The organism is Serratia sp. PL7 (assembly GCF_945957435.1).
This window is the reverse complement of sequence record NZ_CAMFLB010000045.1, coordinates 18,271-30,339: the sequence shown is the minus strand read 5'-3', so window position 1 is coordinate 30,339 and position 12,069 is coordinate 18,271. Positions and strand designations below refer to the sequence as shown.

At 61.4% G+C, this 12,069-nt stretch carries 14 protein-coding genes and 1 riboswitch; of the genes, 8 read left to right on the top strand and 6 right to left on the bottom strand.

The features are described 5' to 3' along the window. The 3 genes from N6G83_RS52170 to purD form a co-directional block, all read left to right on the top strand. Positions 1 to 227, top strand: a 227-nt coding sequence (locus N6G83_RS52170; RefSeq protein WP_260524332.1) for a hypothetical protein, incomplete at its 5' end; no start/stop codon positions are given. 86 nt (positions 228 to 313) lie between these two features. Next, a complete protein-coding gene (gene purH / locus N6G83_RS52165; RefSeq protein ID WP_089180508.1) occupies positions 314 to 1,903 on the top strand; it encodes a bifunctional phosphoribosylaminoimidazolecarboxamide formyltransferase/IMP cyclohydrolase in 1,590 nt (529 codons plus the stop codon). 48 nt (positions 1,904 to 1,951) lie between these two features. Then, positions 1,952 to 3,235, top strand: a complete 1,284-nt coding sequence (purD, locus tag N6G83_RS52160) for a phosphoribosylamine--glycine ligase (protein WP_015376331.1) — start codon at positions 1,952 to 1,954, stop codon at positions 3,233 to 3,235. Between the two features lie 49 nt (positions 3,236 to 3,284). Here the strand turns inward: purD and N6G83_RS52155 are convergent, their stop codons facing one another. From N6G83_RS52155 to nudC, 6 genes are all read right to left on the bottom strand, one after another. Next, the gene (locus N6G83_RS52155; RefSeq protein ID WP_080271274.1) at positions 3,285 to 3,956 is read right to left on the bottom strand and encodes a DUF1481 domain-containing protein; all 672 of its coding nucleotides are present in this window, start codon (positions 3,954 to 3,956) and stop codon (positions 3,285 to 3,287) included. Positions 3,957 to 3,992: 36 nt separating this feature from the next. Then, the gene (hupA, locus tag N6G83_RS52150; protein WP_004929874.1) at positions 3,993 to 4,265 is read right to left on the bottom strand and encodes a nucleoid-associated protein HU-alpha; all 273 of its coding nucleotides are present in this window, start codon (positions 4,263 to 4,265) and stop codon (positions 3,993 to 3,995) included. Positions 4,266 to 4,454: 189 nt separating this feature from the next. Then, positions 4,455 to 5,045 (bottom strand): YjaG family protein, encoded by a 591-nt coding sequence (locus N6G83_RS52145; protein WP_025304951.1) that lies wholly within the window; start codon positions 5,043 to 5,045, stop codon positions 4,455 to 4,457. 48 nt (positions 5,046 to 5,093) lie between these two features. Then, positions 5,094 to 5,780 carry a deoxyribonuclease V gene (nfi, locus tag N6G83_RS52140; RefSeq protein WP_025304950.1) on the bottom strand — a complete coding sequence of 229 codons (687 nt, stop codon included), beginning with the start codon at positions 5,778 to 5,780 and terminating at the stop codon, positions 5,094 to 5,096. Positions 5,781 to 5,789: 9 nt separating this feature from the next. After that, entirely contained in the window at positions 5,790 to 6,854 is a 1,065-nt protein-coding gene (gene hemE / locus N6G83_RS52135; RefSeq protein ID WP_025304949.1) for a uroporphyrinogen decarboxylase, read from the bottom strand. A 38-nt stretch (positions 6,855 to 6,892) separates the two neighbouring features. Continuing rightward, entirely contained in the window at positions 6,893 to 7,660 is a 768-nt protein-coding gene (gene nudC / locus N6G83_RS52130) for an NAD(+) diphosphatase (RefSeq protein ID WP_025304948.1), read from the bottom strand. A 101-nt stretch (positions 7,661 to 7,761) separates the two neighbouring features. On the opposite strand from nudC, the gene N6G83_RS52125 reads away from it, so the two are divergent. The 5 genes from N6G83_RS52125 to thiS all read left to right on the top strand — a co-directional run bounded on the left by N6G83_RS52125 (position 7,762) and on the right by thiS (position 12,068). Beyond that, on the top strand, positions 7,762 to 8,265 hold the full coding sequence (locus tag N6G83_RS52125) for an Rsd/AlgQ family anti-sigma factor (RefSeq protein ID WP_016929420.1): 504 nt from the start codon (positions 7,762 to 7,764) through the stop codon (positions 8,263 to 8,265). A gap of 38 nt (positions 8,266 to 8,303) precedes the next feature. Next, positions 8,304 to 8,428, top strand: a riboswitch (TPP riboswitch). A gap of 114 nt (positions 8,429 to 8,542) precedes the next feature. Then, positions 8,543 to 10,486, top strand: coding sequence for a phosphomethylpyrimidine synthase ThiC (gene thiC / locus N6G83_RS52120; protein WP_025304947.1), 1,944 nt, complete (start codon positions 8,543 to 8,545; stop codon positions 10,484 to 10,486). Further along, a complete protein-coding gene (thiE, locus tag N6G83_RS52115) occupies positions 10,479 to 11,129 on the top strand; it encodes a thiamine phosphate synthase (protein WP_025304946.1) in 651 nt (216 codons plus the stop codon). Before thiC ends, thiE begins: the two co-directional genes overlap by 8 nt. Continuing rightward, complete coding sequence (locus tag N6G83_RS52110) at positions 11,122 to 11,871, top strand: HesA/MoeB/ThiF family protein (RefSeq protein WP_004929883.1); 750 nt, start codon at positions 11,122 to 11,124, stop codon at positions 11,869 to 11,871. Before thiE ends, N6G83_RS52110 begins: the two co-directional genes overlap by 8 nt. Further along, positions 11,868 to 12,068: a sulfur carrier protein ThiS gene (thiS, locus tag N6G83_RS52105; RefSeq protein ID WP_016929423.1), complete on the top strand. Its 201-nt coding sequence runs from the start codon at positions 11,868 to 11,870 to the stop codon at positions 12,066 to 12,068. Before N6G83_RS52110 ends, thiS begins: the two co-directional genes overlap by 4 nt. Position 12,069 lies beyond the last annotated feature (1 nt).

The following is a 12,069-nucleotide window of genomic DNA, read 5'->3' as shown; positions in this document are numbered from 1 at the left end:
GTTCCTCGCAGGCCGCAACAGGTATTTTCAGCAAAAACGATCGTTCGCTGCATTCCACAGCAAAACCCCGCCTTATACCCACTTGCGCACAGTGTTATCCACAGATGCGATTTGCACGGAAAATTTACGAGCGCCACGCAAACGTTTTCGCTACAATTCCCCGCGACGAAACGATCCCCCTTTTTATGGGGGCGCTACCTGAATATGTGCCTGCCCCTCCCTTATAAGGCAAAAAACCCTTCCTTATAGAGAGAACGAGGTGGACATTCACGTAACGCTCTTTAATTGCGACTCAAAGCCAAGGGATAAAACCATGCAACAACCTCGTCCAATCCGCCGGGCCCTGCTCAGCGTGTCTGACAAAGCCGGTATCGTTGAATTCGCCGAAGCGCTTTCCCAGCGCGGCGTTGAACTGCTCTCCACCGGCGGCACCGCCCGCCTGCTGGCAGACGCCGGTCTGCCCGTTACCGAAGTTTCCGACTACACCGGCTTCCCGGAGATGATGGACGGACGAGTTAAGACCCTGCACCCGAAAGTCCACGGCGGCATTCTCGGCCGCCGCGGCCAGGACGACGCGGTTATGAATCAGCATGACATCCAGCCTATCGACATGGTGGTCGTCAATCTGTACCCGTTCGCCCAAACCGTGGCGCGCCCAGATTGCTCGCTGGAAGACGCGGTCGAAAATATCGATATCGGCGGCCCGACCATGGTGCGCTCCGCCGCCAAGAACCATAAAGACGTCGCCATCGTCGTGAAGAGCAGCGACTACGCCGCCATCATTACCGAGATGGACAACAACGACGGCTCGCTGCGCTATGCCACCCGCTTCGATCTCGCCATCAAAGCCTTCGAACACACCGCCGCCTACGACAGCATGATCGCCAACTACTTCGGCGCGCTGGTGCCGGCGTACCACGGCGAGACCGAACAGCCGTCCGGCCACTTCCCGCGAACCCTGAACCTCAACTACATCAAGAAGCAGGATATGCGTTACGGTGAGAACAGCCACCAGCAGGCCGCCTTCTATATAGAAGAAGAGGTAAAGGAAGCGTCCGTCGCGACCGCCGAGCAGCTGCAGGGCAAAGCGCTGTCCTATAACAACATCGCCGATACCGACGCCGCGCTGGAATGCGTGAAAGAGTTCGCCGAACCGGCCTGCGTGATCGTCAAGCACGCCAACCCTTGCGGCGTGGCGATCGGCGACGACATCCTGGCCGCCTACGAGCGCGCTTACCAAACCGACCCGACTTCCGCCTTCGGCGGCATCATCGCCTTTAACCGCGAGCTGGACGCCGCCACCGCGCAGGCGATCATCAGCCGCCAGTTCGTGGAAGTGATCATCGCGCCAAACGTCACCCAGGAAGCGCGCTCCCTGCTGGCCGCCAAACAGAACGTGCGCGTGCTGGCCTGCGGCCAGTGGCAGCAACGCGTGGCGGGGCTGGACTTCAAGCGCGTCAACGGCGGGCTGCTGGTGCAGGATCGCGATCTCGGCATGGTGACCGCCGCCGATCTGCGCGTGGTATCCGAGCGCCAGCCGACCGAGCAGGAACTGCGTGATGCGCTGTTCTGCTGGAAAGTGGCCAAGTTCGTGAAATCCAACGCCATCGTTTATGCACGTGACAATATGACCATCGGCATAGGCGCCGGCCAGATGAGCCGCGTTTATTCCGCCAAGATCGCCGGCATCAAAGCGAGCGACGAAGGACTGGAAGTGAAAGGATCCGCCATGGCCTCCGACGCCTTCTTCCCATTCCGTGACGGCATCGATGCCGCCGCGGCGGTCGGCATCACCTGCGTGATCCAGCCTGGCGGCTCAATCCGCGACGACGAAGTGATCGCCGCCGCCAATGAACACGGCATCGCGATGATCTTCACCGACATGCGTCACTTCCGCCATTAATTCCTTTTGCCGCGTGCGCTCCGGCGCACGCCATTCGTGGAGCCCCTGATGAACATTTTGATTATCGGCAACGGCGGGCGCGAGCACGCGCTGGCCTGGAAAGCCGCCCAGTCTCCGCTGGCGGACAAAGTCTACGTTGCGCCGGGCAACGCCGGCACCGCGCTGGAAGCCAATCTGGAGAACGTGGCGATCGCCGCCACAGATATCCCTGCCCTGGTCGCGTTCGCCCAGAGCCATGACATCGGTCTGACCATCGTCGGGCCGGAAGCGCCGCTGGTGATCGGCGTAGTCGACGCCTTCCAGGCCGCCGGTCTGAAAATCTTCGGCCCGTCGCAGGCCGCCGCGCAGCTCGAAGGCTCTAAAGCCTTCACCAAGGATTTCCTGGCGCGCCACCGCATCCCGACCGCCGAATATGAAAACTTTACCGAGGTGGAGCCGGCACTCGCCTATGTGCGCCGCAAAGGCGCACCGATCGTCATCAAAGCCGATGGCCTGGCCGCCGGTAAAGGCGTGATCGTCGCGATGACGCTGCAGGAGGCGGAAGAAGCCGTGCGTGACATGCTGGCCGGCAACGCCTTCGGCGACGCCGGTCATCGCATCGTAGTGGAAGAGTTCCTCGACGGCGAAGAAGCCAGCTTCATCGTGATGGTCGATGGCGAGAACGTGGTGCCGATGGCCACCAGCCAGGACCACAAGCGCGTCGGCGACGGCGACACCGGCCCGAACACCGGCGGCATGGGCGCCTACTCTCCGGCGCCGGTCGTGACCGACGAAATCCACCAGCGCGCCATGGATCAGGTGATCTGGCCGACGGTGCGCGGCATGGCGGCGGAAGGCAATACCTACGTCGGCTTCCTGTATGCCGGCCTGATGATCTCCGCCGACGGCCAGCCGAAGGTGATCGAATTCAACTGCCGTTTTGGCGATCCGGAAACTCAGCCGATCATGCTGCGCCTGCGCTCCGATCTGGTGGAGCTGTGCCTGGCGGGTGCCGAAGGCCGCCTGAACGAGAAAAGCTCTGACTGGGACGAACGCCCTGCGCTCGGCGTGGTGCTGGCGGCCGGCGGTTATCCGGGTGATTATCGCAATGGCGAGGTGATCCAGGGGCTGCCGCAACAGGAAAGCGCCGACGGTAAGGTCTTCCACGCCGGTACGCGCCTGCAGGGCGATGACGTCGTCACCAGCGGCGGCCGCGTGCTGTGCGTGACGGCGCTGGGCGACACCGTGGCGCAGGCGCAGCAACGCGCTTATCAGCTGGCGGAAGGCATCCAGTGGCCGGGCAGCTTCTGCCGCAAAGATATCGGTTATCGCGCGATTGCGCGCGGCAAGTGATTTGACCTTATAAGGTCATGGCAAGAGGCTCCGCAGCGCGGGGCCTTTTTTATAGCTGGTCTTCTTTCGGTTCCCAGCTGCAGAAGTCGTCGTTCGCCACCAGCAGCAGTTCACTGCCTTCCGGCGCTTCCAACCAGGCGACACTCACCGGCCGGCTGCTGCTGCGGGCGCGTTTTTCGATCCAGCCGATGGCGGTGGCATCCAACCCAGGTTTTAAGCGCTGGCCGTCGCAGGTTTGCACCTCGCCCTGCATCCAACGCCCCTGCAGCAATTTCACCTTGCCGGCGCGCAGCGCATTGCTGACCTCGAGGATACGTCGCGCCTGATATTGGTACAGTGCTATCTCATCGCTGGTCAGCGGTTCGCGGCGTGTCGCCAGCTGGCGCTGCATAAAGCTCACCGTGCCGTCGTCGGCAAAGCGCAGTTGAATGGAGTCTCGATCGCCGTCGGCATCGTTGCGTTTGATTTGGCGCAGCACGTCGCCCTGATAGGTGTACAACGTAGTGATGGTGCCCGGCCCCCGGTAGGGACTATAGACACTGACCAGCACCTGCGGACGATGTTGCTCATCGTCTTTACGCCACAGGCGTATCACGCCCTGATCGGCCACAAAGCCGCTGGCGGTAAAGCTGGGAATATCGGAATGGAAACTGCAGGCGCTCAGACCGAGGGCGATGCCGGCGGCCATGAGCACCCGACGAGTAAACAAAAGGGGCGCCATCGCCCCTCTGTTTAATCTTTTCACCGAGGCGCGGTCTTATTTAACAGCGTCTTTCAGTGCTTTGCCAGAAACGAACGCAGGCACGTTGGCTGCTGCGATTTTGATTTCTTTGCCAGTCTGTGGGTTGCGGCCAGTGCGCTCGCTACGATGGTTTACTTTGAAAGTACCGAAGCCAACCAATTGTACTGCATCACCTTCTTTCAGAGACTCAGTAATAGCAGCCAGGGTGGATTCCAGAGCCAGTTTAGCTTGTGCTTTGGAAAGGTCAGCCTTGTCCGCGATTACATCAATCAGTTGAGTCTTGTTCATAAGTTATCCTTACAGTGTGTTTATCGTTTGCAAAGCATCGAGTGCGACGGATATGCCGATTGACAGCACTCTCCTGCATACACGCACCGATAGCCACTTTTTTTACGCCCCCCAAATGTAGACCAGACAGGGTGCGGATGTGAAGCCTTAAGGCATGACAAATCAGGCGTTAAATCACGTTTTGCTGCCTTATTGCGCTAAATTTATCCCGATGTTGCTGACACCGGCCTCTCGCAGGTCGGATCGCAGCCCCTTGATCAGGTCTATATCGCGCTCTTCACAGGCGTCCAACAGGCGGAAAATTTCCCATTGAATATCCCATTCTTCCTCTACCGCAGGCAAACTGCCCAACTCTTCGTCGGTCATTTCCTTACCGGCTTGAGTCATTTCCAACATCGCCACGGTGCGAATCGATGTTTCGCTGATGGCGATGGCGTGCTCCAGCGTCTCCCCGCCGAGCCGCGAATGGATCAGTTCCCCTAATGCGATACAGGCATCAATTGCCGGGTAAACGCCGTAAAGATCGTAATCTTCCGCCGACGGAATCGCCTCTTCCAACTTCTCGAGCTGGCTGTCGAAGTTGACCTTGGCGTCCTTCACCACCAGCGTTTCCCACACCAAATCCAGAATGCGGCGATAAACCGCCGGATCGCCGAACTCGGTCTGTTTGCAGAACATCTGGTAATTCGGGTACATACGCTCGCACAAACTGGCCATAAAGGTCAAATGTTGCCAAGCCTCGTGCCGTTCCAGACGTAAATGAATCGGGTTACGTAGCATGCTTTACTCTCTTACGCGTTATCTGCGGCGCAGTGTACCCGAAATCGCTCATGGCGACACCTCCGGATGCTGCTGCAACCAACGCTGAAACGCCGGGCGCCGCGATGCGATGGCATCAGCCCAACGGGTCGGCTCCGGCAAACGGTAGCCCGCCATACAGCGCTGCACCCACGCCAGCGCGCTGTCGGCGCCCACGCGGTGACCGGTAGAGATGAACAGCGGGTTGCAGCGCGCCTTGCTGCGCCATACCCAGCCCAGCTGTTCACCCTTATCTTCCAACAGTGCCAGCGCGCCGACGGCGGCGTCCAGCGGCGCAAATTTGCCGCACAGGCGCTTCTTGGCCACGCCGATGGTCGGTACATCGACCAGCAGGCCGAAATGGCTGGCGACGCCGAGACGCCGCGGATGCGAAATGCCATGTCCATCGACGAAGATCAACCCCGGCTTTTGCCGCAGCTGAGCCCAGGCGGCCAACAGCGCCGGGTATTCGCGAAACGACAGGAAACCCGGGATATAAGGCATGACGGTGGCGATACGCGCCACCTGATACTCCACCAGCTCCAGCGACGGATAGCGCAGGATGGCGATGGCGGCGCGCGTCACCGCCCCCTCCTGCTCGAAGCCCACGTCGGCACCGGCGATGAAGGCCGGCGGGTCGGCCGGCAGATCGTCGTAGCGAATGACTTCAGCCGCGCGCCGCAGCTGTTCGGCGCGCAGGGCCTGCATATCGGTCACATCAAATCCTTAACGGTGGTATTTCGCCGACTGCGCGTGCACCGCCTCGACGAAGGCGCCGGCGTGCTCAGGCGGCACATCCTGATGGATGCCGTGGCCCAAGTTGAACACATGGCCGTTGCCGTGGCCGAAACCGGCCAGAATGGTCTCCACTTCTTCCGCGATGCGCGCCGGGGAAGCATAAAGCATCGACGGATCCATGTTGCCCTGCAGCGCCACTTTATCGCCCACGCGCCGACGAGCGTCGGCGATGTCGGTGGTCCAATCCAGCCCCAGCGCATCGCAGCCGGTGGCAGCCATCGCCTCCAGCCACTGCCCGCCGCCTTTGGTAAACAGCGTCACCGGCACGCGGCGGCCGTCATTCTCACGCAGCAGGCCATCGACGATCTTGTGCATGTAGTGCAACGAGAACTCGCGGTAATCGCGCCCGGTCAACACGCCGCCCCAGGTGTCGAACACCATCACCGACTGCGCGCCGGCCTTGATCTGGGCGTTGAGGTACAGGATCACGCTGTCCGCCAGCTTGTCCAGCAACAGGTGCAGCGTGGCCGGTTCGGCATACATCATCTTCTTCAGCTTGGTGAAGGCCTTGCTGCTGCCGCCCTCAACCATATAGGTAGCCAATGTCCATGGGCTGCCGGAGAAGCCGATCAGCGGCACTTCGCCCTTCAGCTCGCGGCGGATGGTACGCACCGCGTTCATCACATAGCCCAACTCCACTTCTGGATCGAACACCGGCAGTTTGTCGACGTCAGCACGGCAGGTGATGGGTGAGCTGAAACGCGGGCCTTCGCCGGCTTCAAAGTACAGGCCAAGCCCCATGGCGTCGGGAATGGTGAGAATGTCGGAGAACAGAATGGCGGCGTCCAGCGCATAGCGGCGCAGCGGCTGCAGCGTAACCTCACAGGCCAGCTCCGCGTTCTTGCACAGCGACATGAAATCACCGGCCTGGGCGCGGGTCGCCTTGTACTCCGGTAAATAACGACCGGCCTGGCGCATCATCCATACGGGGGTCACATCCACCGGCTGGCGCAACAGCGCGCGCAGGTAGCGATCGTTCTTCAACTCAGTCATTTATGGGGCTCCCTTAATAATCTGCCGGCCATTGTACATTATTCTGCCCGGCACAGCGCCACGGTGTCCTCAATCAACCGGCGCGCCACGGTGCCGGGCGGCGGCAACAGTGGCAGTTGGTCGTAGCGATACCAGCCGGCGTTGAGCAGCTCCTTGGGATCGTGACGAAGGTCGCCCTGATGGTAATCGGCCATAAAGGCCATCATCAGCGAGTGTGGGAACGGCCAGGGTTGTGAAGTGACGTAGCGCAGGTTCTTGATTTCGATATTGCTCTCTTCCATCACTTCGCGCGCTACCGCCTGTTCCAGCGTTTCGCCCACCTCGACGAAGCCGGCCAGCACCGTGTGGATGCCGCCGCGATGGCGCACGTGTTGCGCCAGCAGGATCTGATCGTCGCGCCGAATGGCGACGATCACGCAGGGCGCAATCTGCGGGTAGTACCGCTCTTTGCAGTGGCCGCACAGGCAGGCGCTTTCGGAGCGGCTGAGGTGCATCTCATGGCCGCAGTAGCCGCAATAGCGATGAGAGCGGTAGAAATCCGCCAACTGAACGCCGCGCCCGGCAAGCTGGAACAGACCGCGATCCTGATCCAACAGCTGACGCACCGATCCCATCTCCCGCGGCATCGCCTGGCGTACCAGCCAGACCGGCGCGCCCTCCCATTCACCGATGGTGCGCGCCATGTGGCCCTGCAGCCCGAGGGCGGCGGCCGTCCCCGACGGTAATTCACCGTTCGGTAACCAAAGTTTGCTTTCATGGCTGACGATCCACCAGCCGTTTTCATTGCCCGTTAATGCAAGTTCCATATCGTTGTTGCACAACCTCAGCTTCACTGGCACTCTACAAATCGGCTTTGTTACATTTTAATAACTTACCGGTTACTTTTGTTACTTACACGGAGTCAAACATGCTCAACCGTTTGGAAAGGCTGACTCAGCGCGTTGGCGGTAGTAATGAATTAGTTGATCAATGGCTTCAGGCCCGCAAACAGTTGCTGGTCGCCTACTGCACGCTGGTAGGCCTCAAACCGAATAAAGAAAAGCATACGCCGCTGAATGAAAAAGCGCTGGAGAACTTTTGCCACAACCTGGTGGATTACCTCTCCGCAGGGCATTTTCATATCTATGACAGAATTATCAAACAAGTGGAAGGCGCAGCCAGTCCGAAAATGTCGCTGGCGGTGAACATCTATCCCAAGCTGTGGGCCAATACTGAACAGATCATGGCGTTCCACGATCGCTATACCGAAGTGGATATCGATCAGGAGGTTTGTCTGGAATTCCACCAGGCCTTGTCGGATATCGGCGAAACGCTGGCGGCGCGCTTTGCGCTGGAAGATAAGCTGATCCAGTTGGAAGCAGAAGCCGCGCAGCAACCGCTGCCGGACCAGACGCTGGATCCGGCGCGTTAAAATTTTATAGTTTTTTTTCATATCCCTCCTATACTGGGGGCATCTTGTCGGAGTGCCTAGCGCCTGATTTGTTCATCGAATCAGCCAGGCTGAGACCGTTAATTCGGGATCCGCGGAACCTGATCGGGTTAATACCCGCGAAGGGAACAAGAGTAATCTATCGCCACAGGCACGGCCTCCCCCTTGCGGGCGCCCTGCCTTATCGGCCACCATCATTACTCCCTCCGAGCTCCAGACAAGCAACTTTCCCAACCCAACACACTGGTAGGAACTTGCTATGTCTAACATTAATCCCCCGCGCGCCCGTAAAGCGCAACGCGAAGCCGCCCAGCAGTTTATCGACACGCTGCAAGGCATGGCTTTCCCAAACTCACGCCGCATCTACCTGCAGGGCTCGCGCCGCGATATCCAGGTGCCGATGCGCGAAATTCAGCTCAGTCCGACCCTGGTCGGCGGCAGCAAAGATAGCCCGCAGTATGAACAGAACGAGGCGATCCCGGTGTATGACACCGCCGGCCCCTACGGCGATCCGCAGGCCGAGCTCGATGTGCACGCCGGCCTGGCCAAGCTGCGCGCCGGCTGGATCGACGCGCGCGGCGATACCACGACTCTCAGCGGCGCCAGCTCCGGCTTCACCCAACAGCGGCTGGCGGACGAGGGGCTGGATCACCTGCGCTTCGAACATCTGCCGCTGCCGCGCAAGGCGTTGCCGGGCAAGTGCGTGACCCAGCTGCACTATGCCCGCGCCGGCATCGTCACCCCGGAGATGGAGTTCATCGCCATCCGTGAAAACATGGGGCGCGAGCGCATTCGCGGCGAGGTGCTGCGCCACCAGCATCCGGGCCAGGGCTGGGGCGCCAACCTGCCGGACAACATCACGCCGGAGTTCGTGCGCCAGGAAGTGGCCGCCGGCCGCGCCATCATTCCTGCCAACATCAATCACCCGGAGGCGGAGCCGATGATCATCGGCCGCAATTTCCTGGTGAAGGTGAACGCCAATATCGGCAACTCGGCGGTCACGTCGTCGATCGAAGAAGAGGTGGAGAAGCTGGTGTGGGCCACCCGCTGGGGCGCAGACACCGTGATGGATCTCTCCACCGGCCGCTATATTCACGAAACCCGCGAGTGGATCCTGCGCAACAGCCCGGTGCCCATCGGCACCGTGCCTATCTACCAGGCGCTGGAGAAGGTCAACGGCGTGGCGGAAAACCTCACCTGGGCGATGTTCCGCGATACGCTGCTGGAACAGGCGGAACAAGGGGTCGACTACTTCACCATCCACGCCGGCGTGCTGCTGCGCTACGTGCCGATGACCGCCAAACGCCTGACCGGCATCGTGTCGCGCGGTGGCTCGATCATGGCCAAATGGTGCCTGTCGCACCATCAGGAAAACTTCCTCTATCAGCATTTCCGTGAAATCTGCGAGATCTGCGCCGCCTACGACGTTTCGCTGTCGCTCGGCGACGGCCTGCGCCCCGGCTCGATTCAGGACGCCAACGACGAAGCCCAGTTCGCCGAGCTGCATACGCTGGGCGAGCTGACCAAAATCGCCTGGGAATACGACGTGCAGGTGATGATCGAAGGCCCGGGCCATGTGCCGATGCAGATGATCCGCCGCAATATGACCGAAGAACTGGAACACTGCCACGAAGCGCCGTTCTACACCCTCGGCCCGCTGACCACCGATATCGCCCCGGGCTATGACCATTTCACCTCCGGCATCGGCGCGGCGATGATCGGCTGGTTCGGCTGCGCCATGCTGTGTTACGTCACGCCGAAAGAGCACCTCGGCCTGCCGAACAAAGAAGACGTCAAACAGGGCCTGATCACCTACAAGATCGCCGCCCACGCCGCCGATCTGGCCAAGGGCCATCCGGGCGCGCAGATCCGCGATAACGCCATGTCCAAGGCGCGTTTCGAATTTCGCTGGGAAGATCAGTTCAATCTGGCGCTCGATCCGGCCACCGCGCGCGCCTATCACGACGAAACCCTGCCGCAGGAATCCGGCAAGGTCGCCCACTTCTGCTCAATGTGCGGGCCGAAATTCTGCTCGATGAAGATTTCGCAGGAGGTGCGCGACTACGCCGCCGCCCAGGAGGCCGCCAAGCCGATCGAAGTGCAGCTGACCGGCATGGAGAAAATGTCCGCCGAATTCCGTGCCCGCGGCAGCGAGCTGTATCACAGCGCCGGCTCCCTGCAAGAGGAGACAAACAATGACTGATATCACGACCCCCTTCCCGGCAACGCCCCACAAGCTGGGACTCTACCCGGTCGTCGACAGCGTGGAATGGATCGCTCGCCTGCTGGAAGTCGGCGTCACCACGATCCAGCTGCGCATCAAGGATTTGCCTGACGAGCAGGTCGAAGAGGATATCGCCGCCGCCATCACGCTGGGCCAGCGTTACCAGGCACGGCTGTTCATCAACGACTACTGGCGGCTGGCGATCAAGCATGGCGCCTACGGCGTGCATCTGGGCCAGGAAGATCTCGATACCACCGATCTGGCTGCCATTCACCGCGCCGGGTTGCGGCTCGGCGTGTCCACCCATGACGACGCCGAACTGGCGCGCGCGCTGGCGGTGAAACCGTCCTACATCGCGCTGGGGCACATCTTCCCCACCCAAACCAAAGACATGCCTTCGGCGCCGCAGGGGCTGACGGAGTTGAAACGCCACATCGCCGGCCTGGCGGATTACCCGACGGTGGCGATCGGCGGGATCAGTATCGATCGCGTACCGGCAGTGCTGGCGTGCGGCGTCGGCAGCGTGGCGGTGGTCAGCGCCATCACCCAGGCGCCGGATTGGCGCGCGGCGACGGCCGAGCTGCTGCGGCTGATCGAAGGCGAGGGGTCGAGCGATGCTTAACGATCAGGAATTCCTGCGCTACAGCCGCCAGCTGCTGCTGGAGGACGTCGGCCCGGAAGGCCAGGAGAAACTCAAGCGCGCCACGGTGCTGATCGTCGGTTTGGGCGGGCTCGGTTCCCCGGCTTCGTTGTACCTGGCCGCCGCCGGCGTCGGCACGCTGCTGCTGGCCGACGACGACCAGCTGCACGTTACCAACCTGCAGCGGCAAATCCTCTACCGCAGCGCCGATACCGCCACCGGTAAGGCGGCGCTGGCGCAACGCCACCTGCAGGCGCTGAACCCGTTGGTGGAATCCATCCCGCTGGCGCAACGGCTACAGGGGCAAGCGCTGCGCGACGCGGTCGCCCGCGCCGATCTGGTGCTGGACTGCTGCGACAATATGGCGACCCGTCATGAGGTCAATGCCGCCTGCATCGCCGCCGCCAAGCCGCTGATCAGCGGCAGCGCGGTCGGTTTCAGCGGCCAGCTGCTGGTGCTCGAGCCGCCCTATGCGCACGGCTGCTACGCCTGCCTGTATCCGGAGCAGGAAGAACCGCAGCGCAACTGCCGCACTGCTGGGGTACTCGGCCCGGTGGTCGGCGTAATCGGCACCCTGCAAGCGCTGGAGGCCATCAAGATGCTGGCCGGCATGCCTTCCTCCCTCAGCGGGAAACTGCGGCTGTTCGACGGTAAGCAGCAGAGCTGGAGCACGCTGCAACTGAGCCAGGCCCGCGCCTGCCCGGTATGCGGAGGCGCAGCATGAAAATCCGGCTGAACGACCAACCGCTTGAGCTGGCGCAGCCGCTCAGCGTCGCCGCCCTGCTGACCCAGTTGGAACGCCACCAGCCGGGCACCGCGCTGGCGATCAACCAAACCATCATCCCACGCGCCGACTGGGCCGATCATCAGGTGCAGGACGGTGACGACATTTTGCTGTTTCAAGCGATCGCCGGAGGCTGAC